Origin of the sequence: Nonomuraea sp. NPDC050691 (genome assembly GCF_040654455.1) — a bacterium.
Taxonomy (GTDB): Bacteria; Actinomycetota; Actinomycetes; order Streptosporangiales; family Streptosporangiaceae; genus Nonomuraea.
Map to the genome: position 1 here is coordinate 126,345 of NZ_JBFAIA010000002.1, position 20,677 is coordinate 147,021.

At 71.7% G+C, this 20,677-nt stretch carries 19 protein-coding genes and 1 tRNA gene; 14 read left to right on the top strand and 6 right to left on the bottom strand.

Annotated features, from left to right (window positions below):
• Positions 1 to 58: 58 nt before the first annotated feature.
• Positions 59 to 559: a MarR family transcriptional regulator gene (locus AB0H81_RS01540; protein ID WP_358367644.1), complete on the bottom strand. Its 501-nt coding sequence runs from the start codon at positions 557 to 559 to the stop codon at positions 59 to 61.
• 56 nt (positions 560 to 615) lie between these two features.
• On the opposite strand from AB0H81_RS01540, the gene AB0H81_RS01545 reads away from it, so the two are divergent.
• Positions 616 to 1,392, top strand: a complete 777-nt coding sequence (locus AB0H81_RS01545) for a trans-aconitate 2-methyltransferase (protein WP_358367647.1) — start codon at positions 616 to 618, stop codon at positions 1,390 to 1,392.
• Between the two features lie 58 nt (positions 1,393 to 1,450).
• Positions 1,451 to 2,941, top strand: coding sequence for a CYTH and CHAD domain-containing protein (locus AB0H81_RS01550; RefSeq protein WP_358367650.1), 1,491 nt, complete (start codon positions 1,451 to 1,453; stop codon positions 2,939 to 2,941).
• Positions 2,942 to 2,950: 9 nt separating this feature from the next.
• Here AB0H81_RS01550 and AB0H81_RS01555 read toward each other — a convergent pair whose 3' ends face one another.
• From AB0H81_RS01555 to AB0H81_RS01570, 4 genes are all read right to left on the bottom strand, one after another.
• Entirely contained in the window at positions 2,951 to 3,787 is an 837-nt protein-coding gene (locus tag AB0H81_RS01555; RefSeq protein ID WP_358367653.1) for an NUDIX hydrolase, read from the bottom strand.
• Positions 3,777 to 5,837, bottom strand: a complete 2,061-nt coding sequence (locus tag AB0H81_RS01560) for an RNA degradosome polyphosphate kinase (protein ID WP_358367656.1) — start codon at positions 5,835 to 5,837, stop codon at positions 3,777 to 3,779. Before AB0H81_RS01560 ends, AB0H81_RS01555 begins: the two co-directional genes overlap by 11 nt.
• Positions 5,838 to 5,890: 53 nt before the next feature.
• A complete protein-coding gene (locus AB0H81_RS01565; RefSeq protein WP_358367659.1) occupies positions 5,891 to 6,817 on the bottom strand; it encodes a TetR family transcriptional regulator in 927 nt (308 codons plus the stop codon).
• A gap of 79 nt (positions 6,818 to 6,896) precedes the next feature.
• Complete coding sequence (locus AB0H81_RS01570; RefSeq protein WP_358367662.1) at positions 6,897 to 7,835, bottom strand: acyl-CoA desaturase; 939 nt, start codon at positions 7,833 to 7,835, stop codon at positions 6,897 to 6,899.
• Positions 7,836 to 8,128: 293 nt separating this feature from the next.
• Here AB0H81_RS01570 and AB0H81_RS01575 point away from each other — a divergent pair.
• The 12 genes from AB0H81_RS01575 (at position 8,129) to AB0H81_RS01630 (ending at position 19,728) form a co-directional block, all read left to right on the top strand.
• A tRNA-Gln gene (locus AB0H81_RS01575) sits at positions 8,129 to 8,200 on the top strand.
• 124 nt (positions 8,201 to 8,324) lie between these two features.
• On the top strand, positions 8,325 to 9,809 hold the full coding sequence (glmU, locus tag AB0H81_RS01580; protein WP_358367664.1) for a bifunctional UDP-N-acetylglucosamine diphosphorylase/glucosamine-1-phosphate N-acetyltransferase GlmU: 1,485 nt from the start codon (positions 8,325 to 8,327) through the stop codon (positions 9,807 to 9,809).
• On the top strand, positions 9,806 to 10,783 hold the full coding sequence (locus tag AB0H81_RS01585; RefSeq protein ID WP_358367667.1) for a ribose-phosphate diphosphokinase: 978 nt from the start codon (positions 9,806 to 9,808) through the stop codon (positions 10,781 to 10,783). Before glmU ends, AB0H81_RS01585 begins: the two co-directional genes overlap by 4 nt.
• Positions 10,784 to 10,884: 101 nt before the next feature.
• Complete coding sequence (locus tag AB0H81_RS01590) at positions 10,885 to 11,502, top strand: 50S ribosomal protein L25/general stress protein Ctc (RefSeq protein WP_358367669.1); 618 nt, start codon at positions 10,885 to 10,887, stop codon at positions 11,500 to 11,502.
• Positions 11,503 to 11,646: 144 nt separating this feature from the next.
• Complete coding sequence (gene pth / locus AB0H81_RS01595; RefSeq protein WP_358367672.1) at positions 11,647 to 12,231, top strand: aminoacyl-tRNA hydrolase; 585 nt, start codon at positions 11,647 to 11,649, stop codon at positions 12,229 to 12,231.
• A 203-nt stretch (positions 12,232 to 12,434) separates the two neighbouring features.
• Entirely contained in the window at positions 12,435 to 13,784 is a 1,350-nt protein-coding gene (locus tag AB0H81_RS01600; RefSeq protein WP_358367775.1) for a sugar transferase, read from the top strand.
• Positions 13,784 to 14,548 carry a 3'(2'),5'-bisphosphate nucleotidase CysQ gene (locus AB0H81_RS01605; RefSeq protein ID WP_358367675.1) on the top strand — a complete coding sequence of 255 codons (765 nt, stop codon included), beginning with the start codon at positions 13,784 to 13,786 and terminating at the stop codon, positions 14,546 to 14,548. The genes AB0H81_RS01600 and AB0H81_RS01605 overlap by 1 nt, the downstream gene beginning before the upstream one ends.
• Before the next feature lie 18 nt (positions 14,549 to 14,566).
• Positions 14,567 to 15,481: a sulfate adenylyltransferase subunit CysD gene (gene cysD, locus AB0H81_RS01610; RefSeq protein ID WP_175602983.1), complete on the top strand. Its 915-nt coding sequence runs from the start codon at positions 14,567 to 14,569 to the stop codon at positions 15,479 to 15,481.
• A 5-nt stretch (positions 15,482 to 15,486) separates the two neighbouring features.
• Positions 15,487 to 16,749 (top strand): sulfate adenylyltransferase subunit CysN, encoded by a 1,263-nt coding sequence (gene cysN, locus AB0H81_RS01615; protein ID WP_358367679.1) that lies wholly within the window; start codon positions 15,487 to 15,489, stop codon positions 16,747 to 16,749.
• Between the two features lie 156 nt (positions 16,750 to 16,905).
• On the top strand, positions 16,906 to 17,823 hold the full coding sequence (locus AB0H81_RS01620) for a sulfotransferase (protein ID WP_358367681.1): 918 nt from the start codon (positions 16,906 to 16,908) through the stop codon (positions 17,821 to 17,823).
• On the top strand, positions 17,820 to 18,749 hold the full coding sequence (locus AB0H81_RS01625; RefSeq protein WP_358367684.1) for a glycosyltransferase family 2 protein: 930 nt from the start codon (positions 17,820 to 17,822) through the stop codon (positions 18,747 to 18,749). Before AB0H81_RS01620 ends, AB0H81_RS01625 begins: the two co-directional genes overlap by 4 nt.
• 214 nt (positions 18,750 to 18,963) lie before the next feature.
• Entirely contained in the window at positions 18,964 to 19,728 is a 765-nt protein-coding gene (locus AB0H81_RS01630) for a WecB/TagA/CpsF family glycosyltransferase (RefSeq protein WP_358367685.1), read from the top strand.
• A gap of 12 nt (positions 19,729 to 19,740) precedes the next feature.
• Here AB0H81_RS01630 and AB0H81_RS01635 read toward each other — a convergent pair whose 3' ends face one another.
• Entirely contained in the window at positions 19,741 to 20,646 is a 906-nt protein-coding gene (locus AB0H81_RS01635; protein WP_358367688.1) for a sulfotransferase, read from the bottom strand.
• Positions 20,647 to 20,677: the final 31 nt, after the last annotated feature.

The following is a 20,677-nucleotide window of genomic DNA, read 5'->3' on the forward strand; positions in this document are numbered from 1 at the left end:
CCCGCTCAAGCGAGGCGCCTGAGCCGCTCACCCAGGGGCGGCCGGCCCGCGGGGCCGGTCAGGAGTCGAACGGGGCCAGGAGGGTGCGGAGCAGGCCGGCCAGCGCCCGCTGCTCCTCCGCCCCCAGCCCCGCCAGCAGTTCGTGCTCCCTGCGCAGCAACCCGGCGAACGCGGCGTCGACCCGGTCGAGCCCGGCCGGCGTGAGCGACACGAGCACCCCCCGCCGGTCCTCCGGGTCGGGCCGCCGGACGACGAGCCCGGCCTGCGCCAAGCGGTCGATGCGGTTGGTCATCGTGCCGGAGGTGACCAGCGTGGCGCGCAGCAGCGCCCCCGGGCTCAGCTCGTACGGCTTGCCGGCGCGGCGCAGCGCCGTCAGCACGTCGAACTCCCACGGTTCGAGGTCGTGCTCGGCGAACGCGGCACGTCTTGCCCGGTCAAGGTGTTTGGCCAGCCTCGATACGCGGGAGAGCACCTGGAGGGGCTCGACGTCGAGGTCGGGCCGTTCGGCCCGCCAGGCCGTGACGAGCCGGTCCACCTCGTCCTGCGCGTCCTGCGTCATGACACCGAGTGTACTGTCTTGACATCGAGATATGTGTCTCGATATCAATTATCTTTATGTCAAGAGATATCTGGGATCCCGCAACCTACGCCAGGTTCGCCGACGAGCGGTCACGCCCGTTCCGCGACCTGCTCGCCCGTGTGGGCGCCGAGCAGCCCGAGTACGTCGTGGACGCGGGGTGCGGCAGCGGCGAGCTCACCCTGGAGCTGGCCCGCCGCTGGCCCGGGGCCACCGTGGAGGGCTTCGACTCGTCCCCGGCGATGATCTCCAAGGCGCGGGAGCTGAACGGCGCGCCGAGGTTCGCCGTCGCGGACGTGACCATGTGGCGGCCCGACCGCCCGGTGGACGTCCTGCTGTCCAACGCCGTGCTCCAGTGGGTGCCCGAGCACCGTGACGTGCTCGAACACTGGGTGGACGCGCTCGACGAGGGCGGCTGGCTGGCCTTCCAGGTGCCGGGGAACTTCGAGGCGCCCAGCTACGCGGCGATCCGCGAGGTGTGCGCCTCGCCGCGCTGGGCGGAACGGCTCAGCGGCCTCGATCTCGCCGGCGGGGTGGGGGACCCGGTCGAGTACCTGGACCTGCTGACCCGGCTCGGCTGTCAGGTCGACGCCTGGGAGACCACGTACATCCACGTGCTCCAGGGCGAGAACGCGGTGCTCAACTGGATCTCCGGCACCGCCCTGCGGCCCGTCTTCGACCGGCTGGACCCGAGCGAGCACGCCGCCTTCGTCAACGACCTCGCGCCGCGGCTCATCGAGGCCTATCCGGCCAGGGAGTACGGGACGCCGTTCCCGTTCCGGAGAATCTTCGTGGTGGCCCACAGAGGCCAGTAGCCGATCCTCCACCTCACAGTGGCATGATTGTTACATACCAGGACCTTTGTGAGGTGCGGTGGGCATCGAGATCGAGGACAAGTTCGACGTTCCCCCCGACTACACGATTCCGGACCTGAGCCGGGTCGGCGAGGTGGTGGGGCCCAGGAGCCACACGCTCGTGGCGCTCTACTACGACACTCCCGACCTGCGGCTGGCCGCCCACGGCGTCACCCTCAGACGCCGCAGAGGCGGGGACGACGCCGGATGGCACCTCAAGCTGCCCAAGGCCAAGGGCGCCCGCCAGGAGATCCATCGCCCCCTCACCCGCAGCATCAGGGTCGTGCCGGACGAGCTGTGCGAGCTGGTCCGCGGCTACACGCGGGGAGCGTCGCTCCAGGCGGTGGCCGAGCTGGAGACCCGCAGGAGCGTCACGGTCGTCCGCGAGGGCGACAGACGCCTGGTGGAGGTCGCCGACGACCGCGTCAAGGGCACGGTGTTCGGCGAGCGGTCGCGGATCGTCCGCTGGCGCGAGGTCGAGGCGGAGCTGCTCGACGGCGACGCGCGGGTGCTCGCCAAGGTCGGCAAGCGGCTCCGCAGGGCGGGCGCGACCCCGGCCGGGGCGTCGAGCAAGCTCCTGAGGCTCCTCGACGTGCCCGCGCCGCGCCGGGCGGAGACCGAGCCGGGCAGCGCCGGCGAGGTGGTGGCCGGCTACTTGGCCTCCCAGGTCGGCGCGCTGCTCGCGCAGGACCCCCGGGTACGGCTCGCGGAGGAGGACGCCGTCCACCAGATGCGGGTCGCCTCCCGGCGCCTGCGCAGCGTGCTCAAGGCGTTCAAGAAGATCGTGGGCAACACCGCCCACATCCAGGACGAGCTGAGGTGGCTCGGCCTGGTCCTCGGCGAGGCCCGCGACCTGGAGGTGATCCGGGCGCGGTTCGCCGGGGAGCTCTCGGGGCTGGCGCCCGAACTGGTCACCGGCCCGGTCCAGGCCAGGCTCGGTGACGGCCTGCGCCAGCGCGAGGCGGAGGCGTACGGGCGGATCCGCGAGGCGCTGAGCGGCGAGCGCTACTACCTGCTGCTCGACGCCCTGGAGGAGCTGACGGCGGCGCCCGAGCTGGGCAGGCGCGCGGCCAGGCCGGCGGCGCGGGAACTGCCCGCCGTGGCCGCCGCGAACTGGGAGCGGGTGGTGCGCAGGTACGACGCGGCCCAGGAGATCGCCGAGCCGGAGCGCCACGAGACGGCCATGCACGACGTGCGCAAGGCGGCCAAGCGCGCCCGCTACACCGCCGAGGCGCTCCGGGACGTCCTCGGCCCCGGGGCGGCGCGGCTCGGCGAGCTGGCCGAGGGCGTCCAGGAGGCGCTGGGCGCCCACCAGGACGCGGTGGTGGCGCAGGAGACGCTGGCCAAGGAGGCGATGACCGCCCGCGAGGCGGGGGAGGACACCTTCACCTACGGCGTGTTGATCGGGATGGAGCGCACCGGTGCCGAACAGGCGTTGAAGGACTTCCCCGCGGTGTGGGGCCGCACGTCCAGGAAGGTCCGCAAGGCGGTCAAGAAGCTGGCCCCGTGACCGGGTGAATCAGGTGGTGTGGCGCTCCATGGCGACCACCTGTCCCTCCGCCCGGTGCAGCACGGCCAGCTCGCCCTTGTCGAGCTCGGCCTCCTCGCCGCTGAGCCGCCGGATCAGCTCGGGCAGCACCTTGCCGTGGCTGCACACGGCCGCCGGCCCGCGCAGCGCGGCCACCAGCGCGGACGTCTTCTCCGGGTCCTGGCCTTCCTCGCTCAGCAGCGGCTCCAGCCGCGCCGGGGCGCCGTACGGCTCGACCGTCTGCACACAGCGCAGGCTCGGCGAGCTGACCACCTCCGCGGGACGGTAGGCGGCCAGCACCCGGGCCAGCGTCACCGCCTGGGCGCGGCCGTCGGCGTCGAGCGGGCGCAGGGCGTCGTCGCCCTCCCATTCCCGCCGCGACCCGGCAGTGCCGTGCCGTATGAGAACGAGAGGCGTGGTGGCGAGCGGCGCGGCCGTGAGCGCGGCCGGCAGGCCGGTGTCCCACTCGTAGGTGAGCAGCGAGCGCGCCTCGTCCACCGGCAACCACCGCAGCTCGTCCACCTCGTCGCCCGGCTCGAACGCCCCCTGCTCCGCGACCCGGGCCGTCCAGTAGTCGACCCGCTTGACCCGGCCCCCGAGCAGGTAGTGGACCGGCGGCAGAGCGCGGCCGAGCACGACCGTCAGGCCGGTCTCCTCGCGCACCTCGCGCAGGGCGGCGGCGACGGGGTGCTCGCCGGACTTGAGCTTGCCCTTGGGGAACGTCCAGTCGTCGTAGCGGGGGCGGTGGACGACGGCGACCTCGGGCGCGGCCGGGTCGCCCCGCCAGACGACGGCGCCGGCCGCGCGGAGGCGGTCGTCAGTCGTCAACGGTCCTCCAGCGGCGTGAGGTGATGAGGTGGTTCTGCAGGTCCTCGCCGGGATGGTGGACCCACTTGCCGTCGCCGTCGAGCCACCAGGCGTTGGTGGTGTCGGCCATGGCCCGGTCCATGAGGTCGATCAGGTACGCCTTCTGCTGCGACGAGGTGACCTTGACCAGGGCCTCGACCCGGCGGTCCAGGTTGCGGCGCATCAGGTCGGCGCTGCCGATCCACACCTCGGGCCTCCTGCCCAGCCCGAACTCGTACACGCGCGAGTGCTCAAGGAACCTGCCCAGGATCGACCTGACCCGGATGTTCTCGGACAGGTCGGGGACACCGGGCCGCAGGATGCACACGCCGCGCACCCACAGGTCCACCGGCACGCCCTCGCGCGAGGCGCGGTAGAGGGCGTCGATGATCGGCTCGTCCACCAGGGAGTTGGTCTTGATCCTGATGCGCGCCGGGCGGCCGGCCCGCTGGTGGGCGATCTCCCGCTCGATCCTGGCCAGCAGCCCCCCGCGCAGGGAGTGCGGGGCGACCAGCAGCCGGCGGTAGGCCGAGTGGTTGGAGTAGCCGGTCAGGTGGATGAACAGGTCGGTGACGTCCTCACCGACCAGCGGGTCGGCCGTGAGCAGGCCGAAGTCCTCGTACTGCCGGGCGGTCTTGGGGTTGTAGTTGCCGGTGCCGATGTGGCAGTAGCGGCGCAGCTCCCCGGAGGGCTCCTGGCGGACGACGAGGGCGAGCTTGCAGTGGGTCTTGAGCCCGACGACGCCGTAGACGACGTGGCAGCCGGCCCGCTCCAGCTTGCGGGCCCAGGAGATGTTGGCGTGCTCGTCGAAACGGGCCTTGATCTCGACCACGACCACGACCTGCTTGCCGGCCTCGGCCGCGTCGATGAGGGCGTCCACGATGGGCGACTCGCCGCTGGTGCGGTAGAGGGTCTGCTTGATGGCCAGCACCCTCGGGTCGGCCGCTGCCATCTCGATGAAGCGCTGCACGCTGGTCGAGAACGAGTCGTACGGGTGGTGCAGCAGGATGTCACGCTCGCGCAGCACGCTGAAGATGTCGTCGTCGGCGCTGACGGCCTCTGCGGGCACGAACGGCCGGTAGCCGAGATCGCCCCGGTCGAGGTCGGCGATGGCGTGCATGCCGGTCAGGTCCAGCGGCCCGGCGATGCGGTAGATCTCGTGCGGCGCCACGCCCAGCTCGTCCACGAGGAGCTCCAGCACCTCGGGCGTGATCGTGTCCTCGACCTCCAGCCGCACGGGCGGGCCGAAGCGGCGCTTGAGCAGCTCCTTCTCCAGGGCCTGCATGAGGTTCTCGGTGACGTCCTCGTCGACGTCGAGGTCCTCGTTCCTGGTGACGCGGAAGACGTGGTGCTGGACGATCTCCATGCCCTTGAACAGCTGCCCGAGGTGGGCCGCGATCACGTCCTCCAGCGGCACGAACCGGCTCGGCGACGCCTGCACGAACCGGGGGAGCTGCGAGGGCACCTTGACCCGGGCGAAGACGGTGTGGTCGGTCGCCGGGTTGCGCACCACGACGGCCAGGTTGAGGCTGAGGCCCGAGATGTACGGGAAGGGGTGGGCGGGGTCCACGGCCAGCGGCGTGAGGACCGGCCTGATCCGCTCCCTGAACAGCTTGCGCAGCTCGGTGCGTTCCTCGCGGCCGAGGTCCTCCCAACGGGCGATCTCGATGCCCTCGGCCGCCAGGCGCGGCACGATCGTCTCGTGGAAGAGCGTCGCGTGCCGCTTGGCCAGGTCGCCGGCGATGGCGGCGATGCGGACCAGCTCGTCGCGGGGCTTGAGCCCGCTCCTGGTCCGCAGCAGCAGGCCGGTGGCCATGCGCCGTTTCAGCCCGGCCACCCGTACTCGGAAGAACTCGTCGAGGTTGCTCGCGAAGATGGCGAGGAAGCGCACCCGCTCGAGGAGCGGGATCGACGAGTCCTCGGCCAGCTCCAGCACCCGCTCGTTGAACTGCAGCCAGCTCTCCTCGCGGTTGAGGAACCTCTCGTGAGGCAGGGCTAGATCGCTTTCCGGGCGCAGCGGTTCCACGGACATACGTGAAATATGCCCCATTTATCTGAACAGAACGTTAACTACTCGGCAACGACCTATTCTTGCTGGTCAAGACTTCCAGGCCGAGTCTCCTCACCCTGCCCCAGCAGCGCGGCGCGCTCGGCGAGCTTGGCCTCCCGCAGGCGCAGCCTCTCCTCGCGCTCGCGGGCCTTCTCCGCCTCCTTCAGCAGCCGCTCCTGCTCCTTCTCGGCCTCCTTGAGCAGGCGCTCGCGCTCCTTCAGCTCGCGGGCGCGGGCCTTCTCGGCCTCGCGCAGCTCCCGCTGGCGCGCCTTCTCGGCCTCCTTGAGCTCCTTCTCGCGGGCCTTCTCCAGCTCGCGCAGCTCCTTGTCGCTGGGCCAGGGCGGCTTGGCCACGCTCGGGTTCGCGCGGGTCGTCATCGTGATCGCGGGGTTGGGGTTGAGCCCGGTCAGGCCGTTCCAGGCGAGGTTGACCAGGTGCGCCGCGACCTCCTCGCGGCCGGGCTTGCGCACGTCCAGCCACCACTGACCGGTCAGGGCCACCATGCCGACCAGCATCTGGGCGTACATGGGAGCGAGCTTCGGGTCGTAGCCGCGCGCGACGAACTCGTCGGCGAGCACGTCCTCGACCCGGCTCGCGATCTCGCTGATCAGGCTCGCGAACGAGCCCGTGCCGGACGCGGCGTGGGAGTCGCGCACGAGGATGCGGAACCCCTCGCTGCTCTCCTCGATGTACTGGAGCAGCGCCAGGGCGGCCCGCTCCAGCTTGATCAGCGAGTGGGAGGCGGACAGCGCCTCGGTCGTCATGGACAGCAGCTTCTGCATCTCGCGGTCCACGACGACCGCGTAGACGCCCTCCTTGCCGCCGAAGTGCTCGTACACGACCGGCTTGGAGACCTGGGCGGTCGCCGCGATCTCCTCGATGGAGGTCCCGTCGAACCCCTTCTCGGCGAACAGGGTGCGGCTGATCCGGATCAGCTGTTCGCGTCGCTCTCTTCCGGACATGCGCCTGCGAGATCGGGGTTCGGTCACGGTTTCCATAATGGCGGTGCCGGACGCGAGACCGGTCACCACGGTGTCGCTGTCAGGCAAGCCGTTTCGCCGCCAGCCGCTCCGGGGTCGGCCAGCGCACGTCGGAGGCCCAGCCCAGACGCTCGAAGCCGCGGATGACCTCGGCGCTCAGGTCGATCTGGCCCTTCAGGGCGCCGTGCCGCGCGCAGGTCGGGTCGGAGTGGTGCAGGTTGTGCCACGACTCGCCGAAGGACGGGATCGCCAGCCACCACACGTTGCGGGACTTGTCGCGGACCTGGAAGTCCTCCTCGCCGAACACGTGGCAGATGGAGTTGATCGACCAGGTGACGTGGTGCAGCAGGCCGATGCGGACCAGAGAGCCCCAGAACAGCGCGGTCAGCGCGCCCTGCCAGGACCAGGTGAGCAGCCCGCCGAGCACGCCCGGGAGCAGGAGCGAGGTGAGCGCCAGCGCGGGGAACCACTTGTGCAGCTTGACCACGTCCGGGTCCTTGCACAGGTCGGGGGCGTACTTCTCGCGGTTGACGCGCTCGGCGTCGAACATCCAGCCCATGTGCGCGTAGAGCAGGCCCTTGGCCATCGACTTGAAGCCGGGGCCGAAGCGCCACGGCGAGTGAGGGTCGCCCTCCTTGTCGGAGAACTTGTGGTGCTTGCGGTGGGTGGCCACCCAGTCGAGCACGGACATCTCCAGCGAGAGGCTGCCGGCGATGCCGAGGGCGATCTTCAGGGGCCGCTTGGCCTTGAACGAGCCGTGGGTGAAGTAGCGGTGCAGCCCGACGGTCACGCCGAGCCCCGAGACGACGTAGAAGACGAGCATGATCGCGACGTCCGTCCAGCCGAGCCCCCATCCCCAGGCGAGCGGCACGGCGGCCACGAACGCGATCAGGGGAAGGCCGACCACCAGTGCGAAGGTGACAAGCTCCGCCTTGGTCCGCGGCTCTTCCTCGAAGTCGGGCTTCGGTCCCGGTGTGGGGCGTTCGGCGACAACGGTCATGGGCTACCTCTCACGACGTGTATGAGGATGAATGTCCGGGCTACGCAACCGTAACCTACGCCATCGTAAGTAAGGAAGCCCTAAGCCGCGAATGTGGGATGGGCAACGGTTCATCGCCGGACCTGAGTGCATTCCGTACCTTGCGGGATTTAGGTAGGTCTGCTAGTGGCACGCCCTACCCGGGCGGGATGTCGTCAATCCTGTACGGCGCGGCCCGCGTTGCCGATGCGGGCGCGCGACGGGGTGCGGGCTCGGTATCGTAGGTGTGTCGGATGCCATGGGTGTCTGATTAATCCCGGATCGTCTAATCGGCAGGACAAGTGGTTTTGGTCCACTTTGTAGGGGTTCGAGTCCTCTTCCGGGAGCGTTGAGGCATGCCCCTGCGGGGAGAAGCAGGGGCAGGGCGGGTATCCTCGCGGTGTCGGGAGGGTGTCGGTGCGGTAGCCCGCGCCCAGCCCTGAACCGTCCAGCCACAGGGAGCCTCAGTCCGTGAGTGTGCCGCGCCCGGCAGCCGTCATCGTCCTCGCCGCAGGCGAGGGCACCCGGATGAAGAGCCAGACCCCCAAAGTCCTGCACGAGGTGTGCGGCCGAGCCCTGCTCGACCACATGCTCGCCGCCGCCCGCGACCTCGGTCCGCAGCGGCTGATCGTCGTCATCGGGCACGCGCGCGAACGCGTCGGCGCCCACCTCGCCGAGACCAGCCCCGACGCGCTGGCCGTCGTCCAGCGTGAGCAGCGAGGCACCGGCCACGCCGTCCGCACCGTCCTCGACGAGGCCGGCGCGATCGACGGCACGGTCCTCGTCACCTACGGCGACGTGCCGCTGCTGCGCGCCGAGACCCTCGCCGCGCTGCTCGCCCGCCACGCCGCCGACCGCAACGCCGTCACCGTCCTCACCGCCGAGGTGCCCGACCCGACCGGCTACGGCCGCATCGTCCGCGACGCCGCGGGCGGCGTCCTCGCCATCGTCGAGGAGAAGGACGCCACCGACGAGCAGCGCGCCATCAAGGAGATGAACTCCGGCATCTACGCCTTCGACGGCTCCCTGCTGGCCGACGCCGTCAAGCGGGTGTCCACCGACAACGCCCAGGGCGAGGAGTACCTCACCGACGTGCTGTCCATCCTGCGCCAGGACGGCCACCGGGTGGGCGCCCACACCGCCACCGACTTCGCCGAGGTCGAGGGCGTCAACGACCGGGTCCAGCTCGCCCAGGCCCGCCAGGTGCTCAACCGGCGGATCCTGGAGCGCCACATGCGCGCCGGCGTCACCGTCGTCGACCCGGCCAGCACCTGGATCGACGTCGACGTGGAGATCCAGCCCGACGCCGTCGTCCACCCCGGCACCCAGCTCCACGGCCGCACCGTCATCGAGTCCGGCGCCGAGGTCGGCCCCGCCACCACGCTGACCTCCACCCGGGTCGGCGCCGGGGCCGTGGTGCGCAACGCCGTCTGCGACTCCGCCGACGTCGGCCCCGGCGCGAGCGTCGGCCCGTACGCCTACCTGCGCCCCGGCACGGTCCTCGGCCGCGCCGCCAAGGCCGGCACGTTCGTCGAGATGAAGAACACCCAGGTCGGCGAGCGCTCCAAGGTGCCCCACCTGTCCTACGCGGGCGACGCCACGATCGGCGACGACGTCAACATCGGCGCCGCGGTGGTGTTCGTCAACTACGACGGCGTCAACAAGCACCGCAGCACCGTGCGCGACGGCGCGTTCGTCGGCTGCGACAGCATGCTCGTCGCCCCGGTGACCGTCGGCGACGGCGCCTACACGGCGGCGGGCTCGGTGATCGACGGCGACGTGCCGCCGGGCGCGATCGGCGTGGCCCGCGCCCGCCAGCGCAACATCGAGGGATGGGTGCTGCGCAGGCGCGCGGGCACCAAGTCGGCAGCGGCGGCCCAACGCGCCCTGGCCGAGCAGCAGGCGGCCGGCCAGGCTCCGGCCGAGCAGCAGGACCAGCAGGGGAGTGGGGCATGACGAGCATCAAGCAGCCTGGCGAGAAGAACCTCATGCTCTTCTCCGGCCGGGCCTACCCCGAGCTGGCCGAGGAGGTCGCCGAGCACGTCGGCGTCTCGCTCACCCCGACCAAGCTGGTCGACTTCGCCAACGGCGAGATCTACGCCCGCTACCTCGAATCCGTCCGCGGCTGCGACGCCTTCGTGATCCAGAGCCACACCTCGCCGATCAACCAGTGGATCATGGAGCAGCTGATCATGGTCGACGCGCTCAAGCGGGCCTCCGCCAAGCGCATCACCGTGGTCATGCCGTTCTTCGGCTACGCCCGCCAGGACAAGAAGGGGCGCGGACGTGAGCCCATCACCGCCCGGCTGATGGCCGACCTGTTCAAGACCGCGGGCGCCGACCGGCTCATGTCCATCGACCTGCACACCTCGCAGATCCAGGGCTTCTTCGACGGCCCGGTGGACCACCTGTTCGCCATGCCGGTCCTGGAGAGCTACCTGAAGAACAAGCTCGACCTGGCCACCACCACGGTCGTCTCGCCCGACACCGGCCGCGTCCGGCTGTCGGAGCGCTGGGCCGACACGCTCGGCACGCCCCTCGCGTTCATCCACAAGCGGCGCGACCTCGACGTGGCCAACCAGGTGAAGGTCAACGAGGTCGTCGGCAAGGTCCGGGGCCGTACCTGCGTGCTCATCGACGACATGATCGACACGGCCGGCACGATCTGCAAGGCGGCCGACGCCCTGTACGAGCAGGGCGCGACCAACGTGATCGTCGCCGCCACCCACGCGGTCTTCTCCGACCCGGCCGTCGACCGGCTGAAGAACTCCCGCATCAGCGAGGTCATCGTGACCAACACGCTTCCGCTGTCGCAGGAGTCCCGCTTCGACAAGCTCACCGTGCTGTCCATCGCGCCGCTCATCGCCCGGGCCATCACCGAGGTCTTCACCGACGGCTCCGTCACGAGTCTGTTCGAGGGTGACACTTAAGCCGGTAGCATTGGTTGGTCGCGCTCGTAACGCCTTCCGCTAGGGCGGGTGAGGGAGAGCGCCGCACCCAGACGATCCTCGAAGCATCCCTAGGAGATGTCATGTCCGAAGTACGTATCGCCGCCGAGTCCCGCACCACGTTCGGCAAGGGCGCCGCCCGCAAGATCCGCCGCGCCGACAAGGTCCCGGCCGTCCTCTACGGGCACGGCATCGAGCCCAAGCACCTGACCCTGCCGGGTCACGAGGTCCTCCTCGCCCTGCGTACGCCCAACGTGCTGATCCGCCTCCAGGGCGACGGCGTCGACGAGCTGGCCCTGCCCAAGGGCGTCCAGCGCGACCCGATCAAGGGCTTCGTCGAGCACGTCGACCTGCTCCTGGTCAAGCGGGGCGAGAAGGTCACCGTCGAGATCCCGGTCACCACGGTCGGCGACGTCAACTCCGAGGGCATCCTCGACCTTCAGATGACCTCTGTCGCCGTCGAGGCCGAGGCCACCCACATCCCGACCGGCGTCGAGGTCGACGTCGAGGGCCTGGAGGTCGGCACCGCCATCACCGCCGGCGAGCTGAAGCTGCCGCAGGGCGCCACGCTGACCGCCGACCCGGAGGCCGTCATCCTCCAGGTCAGCGCCAAGCCGACCGAGGCTCCGGAGGAGGAGGCCGCCGAGGGCGAGGTGGCCGAGGCCGCCACCGAGGGCGAGAGCGCCGAGGCCGCCGAGTAGTCACCGGACCACGGGGCGGCTGGTGGGCTGTGACGGATCCGCAGCGCAGCGAGGACATCCGTCACAGCACGCCGAGCGGCAGCTCGGCCAATCAGACCGCTGCCCCGTTCCCGCGTCTTGGCCACTGGAGCCCGAGGAGACTTCATGGACCGCTGGCTCATCGCCGGGCTGGGCAACCCCGGCGCCGAATACGCCGGCAACCGGCACAACGCCGGCTTCATGGTGCTCGACGAGCTGGCCGCGCGGGCCGGCGGGCGGTTCAAGGCGCACAAGAGCAGGGCCGAGGTGCTGGAGACGCGGGCCGCGATCCTCGCCAAGCCGCTCACGTACATGAACCTGTCGGGCGGCCCGGTCAAGGCCCTGGCCGACTTCTACAAGATCGGCCCCGAGCGCCTGATCGTCGTCCACGACGAGCTGGACGTGCCCTACGGCGCGCTGCGCGCCAAGCTCGGCGGCGGCGACAACGGCCACAACGGCCTCAAGTCGATCACCAAGTCGCTGGGCACCCGCGACTACCTCCGCGTCCGCTTCGGCATCGGACGCCCGCCGGGCCGCATGGACCCGGCCGCCTTCGTGCTGCGCGACTTCGCCACCGCCGAGCGCAAGGACCTGCCCTTCCTCGTGGACCGCGCCGCCGACGTGGTCGAGTCGCTCATGGAGCACGGGCTGGAAGTCACCCAGAACGAGTTCCACCGGGCAGATCTCAAGATTTCCGGCCCTCCACGCTGATCCCCGCATAGGTCCGTTCGCGACTACGCCGAGGTGGCTGACGCTACTATCTGGTGACTGTCGGTTACGGACTCATCACGGGGGGCGTTGCGGTGAGCGACGGCGAGGGCCTGCTGACCGTCGTCGGCTTCGGGCCCGGCTCCTCATGGACGGCACGGCCACGGCAGCCCGGATGGGTGCGGACCTACCGGGCGCGCGCCTTCATGTCCGACCTGCTCGGCGCCGCGGCCGGCTCCGCCGGGGCCTTCTTCCTGCGCTTCGGCGAGCTGACGCCCTACGCCGCGCCGTACCTCCTGGTCAGCGCCCTGCTGCCCGCGGTGTGGATCATCGCGGTCGCGCTCAACCGCGCCTACGAGCCGCGCATGATCGGCATCGGCTCCGACGAGTTCCGCCGCGTCGTGCAGTGCGGCGTCGCGCTGACCGCCGCCACCGCCATCGGCTCCTACCTGACCAAGACCGACGTCGCACGCGGTTACGTCGTCCTCGCGCTGCCGCTGGTCACCCTTCTCACGCTGCTGCTCAGGTACGCCCTGCGCCGCTCGCTGCACCGGCGCCGGGCCCGCGGCGCCTGCATGCGCAGGGTCGTCGCCGTGGGCCACGCCGCCTCGGTGGCCGAGCTGGTGCAGCTCTTCCGGCGCGAGCGCCACCACGGCATGGAGATCGTCGCCGCCTGCCTGCCCGCCGAGGGCGCCGGGGGATGCGTGGCCGGTGTGCCCGTCGCCGGCGACTTCAGCGACGTTCCCATCGTCGTCGACCAGGCCCGCGCCGACACCGTGGCCGTGCTGGCCTGCCCCGAGATGGACGGCGTGGCGTTGCGCCGGCTCGCCTGGCGGCTGGAGCGCACCCACACCGAGCTGGTGGTCGCGCCCGCGTTGATGGAGGTGGCCGGGCCGCGCACGACGATCAGGCCCGCCGCGGGTCTCCCGCTGCTGCACGTCGAGCACCCAGAGCTCACCGGCGCCCGCCAGCTCGTCAAGAACGCCTTCGACCGCGTCGTGGCCGCCGCCCTGCTGGTCCTGCTGGCCCCGCTGCTGCTCACGCTGGCCGTCGCGGTGCGCGTGACCAGCCCCGGCCCCGCCCTGTTCCGGCAGACCCGGGTCGGCAGGGACGGCGCATCGTTCACGATCCTGAAGTTCCGCACGATGCGGCGCGGCTCCGAGCGCCAGAAGATCACCCTGGTCAGCGACGCCGACGGAGTACTGTTCAAGATCCGCAACGACCCGCGGGTCACCCCGCTCGGCTCTCTCATGCGCCGCCACTCCCTCGACGAGCTGCCCCAGCTCGTCAACGTGGTCCTCGGGCACATGTCGCTCGTGGGCCCCCGTCCGCCCCTGCCCGAAGAGGTCGACCGGTACGGCGACGACGTGCGCCGCCGCCTGCTCGTCCGCCCCGGCCTGACCGGTCTGTGGCAGGTGAGCGGCAGATCCGACCTGTCGTGGGAGGAATCCGTCCGCCTCGACCTGCGTTACGTGGAGAACTGGTCCCTCATGCTCGACCTGCAGATCCTGTGGAAGACTTGGTCGGCCGTCGCCCGCGGGCAAGGAGCTTACTGATGACGATTCGCGACGACCATGCCCTCGCTGCCGACCTGGCCACGGAGGCAGGCGAGCGGCTGCTCGCGCTTCGCGACCGCGAGGGTTTCGCCGACCCGGCCGGGCTGCGCGCCCTCGGCGACCGGGCCTCCCACGTGTTTCTCATGGAGTCGCTGTCGCGCCTGCGCCCGAGCGACTGCGTGCTGTCGGAGGAGTCCAGCCGCGAGGACCGGCTCGACCCGCGCCGGCTGAGCGCTCCCCGCGTATGGATCGTCGACCCGCTCGACGGCACCCGGGAGTTCGCCGAGGAGGGCAGGTCCGACTGGGCCGTCCACGTCGCGCTGTGGGAGGGCGACCGGCTCACGGCCGGAGCCGTGGCGCTGCCCGCCCAGGGCCGCACGCTCAGCACCGCCGAGCCGCCCAAGCTGCCCGCCCTGGAGCGGGGCCGGTTCCGCGTCGCGGTCAGCCGCACCAGGCCGCCGGAGTTCGTCCAGAACCTCGCCTACCTCGTCGGCGCCGACCTCGTGCCCATCGGCTCGGCCGGAGCGAAGATCTCTGCGGTGCTCACCGGCGACGTCGAGGCGTACGTCCACGCCGGCGGCCAGTACGAGTGGGACTCCGCCGCCCCGGTGGCCGTCGCACAGGCCGCCGGAGCCCACACCAGTCGCATCGACGGCACGCCGCTCACCTACAACAGGCCGGACCCCTCGCTACCGGATATCCTTGTTTCCCTACCGGACTTGGCGTCTACCCTGCTCGCCGGGATCCGGGACCTGCACCGCTAACCGCCGGAGGAAGCTCCCATGCTCCAGCGCGACTACACGACGTCGCAGCTCGACGTGCTCGAGGCCGAAGCCATTCACATCATGCGCGAAGTCGCGGCGGAGTTCGAGCGTCCCTGTCTGCTTTTCTCCGGCGGCAAGGACTCCATCGTCATGCTACGCATCGCCGAGAAGGCGTTCTGGCCCGCGGCGATCCCCTTCCCGCTCATGCACGTCGACACCGGCCACAACTTCGACGAGGTCATCGAGTTCCGCGACCGCCGCTCCCAGGAGCTCGGCGCGCGGCTCATCGTGGCCAGCGTCCAGGACTCGATCGACCAGGGCCGCGTGGTCGAGGACACCGGCCGGCGCGCCTCGCGCAACCGCCTGCAGACCACCACGCTGCTCGACGCCATCGAGGAGCACGAGTTCGACGCGGTCTTCGGCGGCGCCCGGCGCGACGAGGAGAAGGCCCGGGCCAAGGAGCGGGTGTTCTCCTTCCGCGACGACTTCGGCCAGTGGGACCCGAAGAACCAGCGTCCCGAGCTGTGGAACCTCTACAACTCCCGCATCCGCAAGGGCGAGCACATCCGCGTCTTCCCGCTGTCCAACTGGACCGAGCTCGACGTCTGGGACTACATCCGGCGCGAGGGCATCGAGATCCCGTCGATCTACTTCGCCCACACCCGCAAGGTGTTCGAGCGCGACGGCATGCTGCTGCCCGACTCCGAGGTCGTCCAGCGCGGCGATGACGAGCCGCTGTTCGAGGCCGTGGTGCGCTACCGCACCGTCGGCGACATGACCTGCACCGGGGCCGTGCAGTCCACGGCCGTCACGGTCGAGGAGATCATCGAGGAGATCGCGGCCACCCGGATCACCGAGCGCGGGGCCACCAGGGCCGACGACCGCGCCTCGGAGGCCGCCATGGAGGACCGCAAGCGGGAAGGCTACTTCTAAAACCGATGGACATTCTGCGTTTCGCCACGGCGGGAAGCGTCGACGACGGCAAGTCCACCCTGATCGGACGCCTGCTCTTCGACTCCAAGGCCATCTTCGAGGACCAGCTGGAGGCGGTCGAGCGCACCTCGCGCGACCGCGGCACCGAGTACACCGACCTGTCGCTGCTCACCGACGGCCTGCGGGCCGAGCGTGAGCAGGGCATCACGATCGACGTGGCCTACCGGTACTTCGCCACGCCGCGCCGCAAGTTCATCATCGCCGACACCCCCGGGCACATCCAGTACACCCGGAACATGGTCACCGGCGCCTCCACCGCCGACCTGGCGATCATCCTCATCGACGCCCGCAAGGGCGTGCTGGAGCAGTCGCGCCGCCACGCGTTCCTGACCTCGCTGCTGCGGGTGCCGCACCTGGTGCTCGCCGTCAACAAGATGGACCTGGTCGACTACGCGCAGGAGCGCTTCGAGGAGATCCGCGAGGAGTTCACGGCGTTCGCCTCCAAGCTCAACGTGGGCGACCTGACGTTCATCCCGATCTCCGCGCTCAACGGCGACAACGTCGTCTCCCGCTCGGAGAACATGCCGTGGTACAACGGCTCGTCGCTGCTGCACCACCTGGAGAACGTGCACATCGCCTCCGACCGCAACCTCGTCGACGTGCGCTTCCCCGTCCAGTACGTGATCCGCCCGCAGCGGGCCAACGACCACGCCTTCCACGACTACCGCGGCTACGCCGGGCAGGTCGCGGGCGGCGTGCTCAAGCCGGGCGACGAGGTCGTCCACCTGCCCTCGGGCCTGAACACCCGGATCGCCTCCATCGACACCTTCGACGGCCCCGTCGAGGAGGCGTTCCCCCCGATGTCGGTCACCCTCCGCTTCGAGGACGACCTCGACATCTCCCGCGGCGACATGATCGCCCGGCCCAACAACCGGCCGCACGTGGCCCAGGACCTCGAAGCCATGGTCTGCTGGATGGCCGACACCGCCAAGCTGGCGCCGCGGACCAAGCTCACCATCAAGCACACCACCCGAACGGCCAGGGCACTCGTGCGCGACCTCCACTACCGGCTCGACGTCAACACGCTGCACCGCGACGAGGAGGCCACCTCGCTCGGCCTCAACGAGATCGGGCGCGTGTCACTTCGGGTCACGCAGCCGCTGTTCGTCGACGACTACGCCCGCAACCGGCTCACGGGCGGCTTCATCCTCGTGGACGAGGCCACCAACGGCACCGTCGCCGCGGGCATGATCCTCGAAGCCCGCTGACCCGCGCCGCGTCCCACCGGCCCCCGCCCCCTTCCGGGGCGGGGGCCGGTGGCGTTTTCGGTTAGATCTTTTGGGGATTCACCGACGATCCCATTACGCACAGCGCTAGTCTCGTCACGTTCCGTGTAACGACTAGCCCAGGAAAGCCCATCCCCCGTGACTCACCCTTCGACTGCCACCCGGGTGGTCTTCCTGGGCGGCCTCGGCCGTAGCGGCACCACGCTGCTGGAGAGGCTGCTGGGGGAGCTGCCCGGCGTGGCGCCCCTCGGTGAGGTCGTGCACCTCTGGGCCCGCGGCGTCCTGGCCGGTGAGCCGTGCGGCTGCGGCCGGCCGTTCGGCGCCTGCCCGTTCTGGACGGCCGTCGGCGAGCAAGCCTTCGGCGGATGGACCCGGCCGCTCGCCGAGCGGGTCCTCGCGCTGCGCCGCCGGGTCGACCGCACCCGCCGAGTCCTGCGCATCCGCCACCCCGACCTGGACGAGTACGTCCGTGCCTACCGCCGCGTCCACGACGCCGCCGCGCGGGTCGCGGGCGCCTCCGTCGTCATCGACTCCAGCAAGCACGCCTCCCTGGCCCACTGCCTGGCCGAGGGCGGGGCGAGCATCCACGTCGTCCATGTGGTGCGCGACCCGCGGGCCGTCGCCCACTCCTGGCGCAAGGCCGTACGCCGGCCCGAGGACGGGCGGCCGATGACCCGCTGGGGCCCCGCCCGCACCGCGCTCCACTGGAGCGCCCAGAACGTCGCCCTCGACCTCCTCGCCCGCCGCGACCGGCGGGGCGGAGCGGACGTCCAGGTCACCCGGCTGCGGTACGAGGACCTCGTCGCCGCGCCGGAGGCCACGCTGACGGGCCTCGCGCACCGGCTCGGCCTGCGCGCCGAGTTCCCGTTCGTCACCGGATCGACGGCGCACATCACCACGGCCCACACGGTGTCGGGCAACCCCATGCGGTTCGCGGTGGGGCCGGTCGGGCTGGCGCTCGACGAGTCGTGGCGCTCCGGCGCCCATCGCGGGCTGGTCGCCGCCCTCACCTGGCCGCTGCGGTCCCGGTACGGCTACCACGGAGTGACGGCGTGACCCGGCCGGCCGGGGAGGCGGCGCCGTCGGTCGGCGTCGTGATCCCCACGCGTGGGGACCGGCCCGGCCACCTCGGCGTCGCCGTACGCGCTGCGCTGGCGCAGGAGCACCCGGGCAGGATCTCCGTGGTCGTGGTGGCCGACGGCACGCCGCACGAGACCGTGGCCGACCGGCTCGCCGGGGTTCCGGCACAGGCCGGCCGCGACGTCCGCGTGCTGCCCAACTGCCTCACCCCGGGTCTGCCCGGGGCGCGCAACACCGGGATCGCCGCCTCCGACACCGACCTTGTCGCGTTCTGCGACGACGACGACCAGTGGCTTCCCGGCAAGATCGCCGCCCAGGTCGCCGCGCTGGCCGAGACGGGCGCCGAGTTCGCGAGCTGCGGCATCGAGGTCGAGCACGGCCGGCGGCTGGTGCCGCGGCTGGCCGGAGCCACCACCGTGACCGAGGCCGACCTGCTGCGCTCGCGCATGGTGATGGTCCACTCCTCGACGTTCCTGTTCCGGCGGGGCACGCTGTGGGTGGACGAGAGCGCCCCCGGCGGCCAGAACGAGGACTGGGACCTCGCCCTGCGCGCCGCCCGCCGCCATCCCCTCGCGAACGTCGACCGTCCCCTGGTGCGCGTCCGCTGGGGCTCGTCCCACTACGCGGCGCGATGGGGCGAGCGCATCGCCGGGCTGGAGTGGATGCTGGCCCGGCACGCCGGCCTGTCCGCCGACCCGCGCGGCGCGGCCCGCGTCTACGGCCAGCTCGCCTTCCACCACGCCGCCCTAGGCCACCGGCGCGAGGCGGGACGCTGGGCGCTGCGCGCGTTCGCCGCCCGGCGGTCGGAGCCGCGCGCGCCCATCGCGCTCGCGGTGGCGGCCGGGCTGATCCCGGCGGCCAGGGTCCTGGCGCTGCTCCACGACCGGGGACACGGCATTTGACCCGGCCTGATCGTGTCTCACCGGGCGGGCATGGGCGATCCGGCCCGGTCCTGTCGCGTCCGGCGAGGCGCGCGTGACCGGGTCTGGTCCTGTCTCACGGGGCGAGGCGCGCGGCGCGGTGGAGCCACTCCGGCCTGCCGAGTCCGGGAGTCACGCGAGACAGGGATCCGCGGAGGCGGAGCCGCTGGCGGGAGGGGTCGGTCAGGTGCTTCAGGTGCCGCGCCGCGTGGTCGTCGGAGGGGTCACCGTCGACGCGTTGAGCGAGGCGCAGGTGGTGGCGCGCGTCGTGACCGGGCTGGCGGCCGGTCGCGGCGGACGCATCGTCACGCCCAACGTCGACATCTGCCGCTCCGCCGCCGCCGACCCCGCCCTGAGGGAACTGGTCAACACCGCCGACCTGGTCGTGGCCGACGGGATGCCGCTGGTGTGGGCCTCCCGCCTCCTGGGCGTGCCGCTGCCCGAACGCGTCACCGGGGCCGACCTGATCTGGTCGCTGAGCGGGCCGGCGGCCGAGCGCGGGTGGCCGGTGTACCTGCTCGGAGGGCCGCCCGGGGTGGCCGTGTCGGCGGCCCGGGCTCTCGTCCGCCGCCTTCCCGGGCTGCGGGTCTGCGGGGTCGAGTCCCCGCCGTACGCCTTCGACCGCACCGCCGAGGGGGTGGCCCGGGTGCTGCGCCGGGTGGTGGCGGCCCGGCCCCGGATCGTGTTCGTGGGGCTCGGGTTCCCGCGCCAGGACCGGCTCGTGGCCGCGCTGCGCGAGCGGCTCCCGGACGCCTGGTTCGTGGGCTGCGGGGCGGCCCTCGCGTTCGCGGCGGGCACGGCGCCCCGGGCGCCCCGGTGGATGCGGCGGGCCGGGCTGGAGTGGGCGTTCCGCCTGGTGACGGAGCCGGGACGGCTGGCGCGCCGTTACCTCGTCGACGACCTGCCCTTCGCCGCCCGCCTCCTCACCACCAGCCTCCTGACCCGCCACCCCGCCCCCTGACCGGTCCCGAGGTCAGGGAGCGGCGGTGAGGAGGCGGACGCGGGTGACGTCCTCGGCCGTCAGGCCGCGGGCGGCCCTGGACAGGGCCTGACGGGAGTCCATCCGCCGGTACGCCGTCCGCGACAGCCCCGACCAGGCGAACCCCCCACGCCCCTCGCCACCGCCGCCCGTGCACGCCCTCCGCACCCGGCGCTCCGCGGCCCGCGACCACGTCAGTCCCGCGTGCCCGTACAGCTGCCGGAAACCCGCCACCGGATCGGCCGCCAGCCACTCGTATCCCACCACCAGGATCCCCGGCGTGCGGGCCAGGATCCGGTGCGTCACCCGCCACAGCGCGGCCGCCTTGGCGACCCGGTCGGGCGAGTCGGCGAGCGGACGCAGCTCCAGCAGCTCCGGATGGTCGCGGACCAGCAGCGGCTGACCGAGGAGCTCATGGAAGGAGACCGTCCAGCCGAGCCGCTGCCAGCTCGCCACGAAGGAGACCGGGTCGCGTTCGAGCGCGATCACCGTGCAGCCGAGCCGGTGGGCGAACCAGCCGGCCGACAGCACCGCGAACGGGTCGTCGAGCAGTGCCCGCCGCCCCGCCAGGCGGCCCAGCGTGAACGACGTGCCGTACTTGAGCATCCGCGCCAGGTCGTGCGGCGAGCGGTTGGCGCGCAGTTCGGCGCCGAACCGGTAGCGCAGGGCGACCGTGTCGCGGAAGGCGGGCAGCCAGTCGCCGGTGTTGTCGTCGCAGATGTACTGGAAGCGGTGCGTGACCGTGGCCCGCAGGACGCCGGGGGAGCGGCCGGGCGGGCGCTGGGGGTTGAGCGGCTCGTTGACGTAGACGGCCTCGCGGCCGGCGGTGAGCATCTTGCCGGTCCAGCTCGTACCGCTCCTGGGCAGACCCGTGACGAGAACGGGTGGACCGGCGGTCATGCGGTGGCCCAGGCTGGGGCGCAGGCGTTCG

What these genes read in the sequence shown, in the direction of transcription:
- AB0H81_RS01560 (WP_358367656.1), bottom strand. Translation starts at nt 5,837, where the DNA reads ATGTCCGTGGAACCGCTGCGCCCGGAAAGCGATCTAGCCCTGCCTCAC.
- AB0H81_RS01545 (WP_358367647.1), top strand. Translation starts at nt 616, where the DNA reads ATGTCAAGAGATATCTGGGATCCCGCAACCTACGCCAGGTTCGCCGAC.
- AB0H81_RS01585 (WP_358367667.1), top strand. Translation starts at nt 9,806, where the DNA reads ATGACGAGCATCAAGCAGCCTGGCGAGAAGAACCTCATGCTCTTCTCC.
- AB0H81_RS01590 (WP_358367669.1), top strand. Translation starts at nt 10,885, where the DNA reads ATGTCCGAAGTACGTATCGCCGCCGAGTCCCGCACCACGTTCGGCAAG.
- AB0H81_RS01565 (WP_358367659.1), bottom strand. Translation starts at nt 6,817, where the DNA reads ATGTCCGGAAGAGAGCGACGCGAACAGCTGATCCGGATCAGCCGCACC.
- AB0H81_RS01570 (WP_358367662.1), bottom strand. Translation starts at nt 7,835, where the DNA reads ATGACCGTTGTCGCCGAACGCCCCACACCGGGACCGAAGCCCGACTTC.
- AB0H81_RS01635 (WP_358367688.1), bottom strand. Translation starts at nt 20,646, where the DNA reads ATGACCGCCGGTCCACCCGTTCTCGTCACGGGTCTGCCCAGGAGCGGT.
- cysD (WP_175602983.1), top strand. Translation starts at nt 14,567, where the DNA reads ATGCTCCAGCGCGACTACACGACGTCGCAGCTCGACGTGCTCGAGGCC.
- cysN (WP_358367679.1), top strand. Translation starts at nt 15,487, where the DNA reads ATGGACATTCTGCGTTTCGCCACGGCGGGAAGCGTCGACGACGGCAAG.
- AB0H81_RS01540 (WP_358367644.1), bottom strand. Translation starts at nt 559, where the DNA reads ATGACGCAGGACGCGCAGGACGAGGTGGACCGGCTCGTCACGGCCTGG.
- AB0H81_RS01600 (WP_358367775.1), top strand. Translation starts at nt 12,435, where the DNA reads ATGTCCGACCTGCTCGGCGCCGCGGCCGGCTCCGCCGGGGCCTTCTTC.
- pth (WP_358367672.1), top strand. Translation starts at nt 11,647, where the DNA reads ATGGACCGCTGGCTCATCGCCGGGCTGGGCAACCCCGGCGCCGAATAC.
- AB0H81_RS01605 (WP_358367675.1), top strand. Translation starts at nt 13,784, where the DNA reads ATGACGATTCGCGACGACCATGCCCTCGCTGCCGACCTGGCCACGGAG.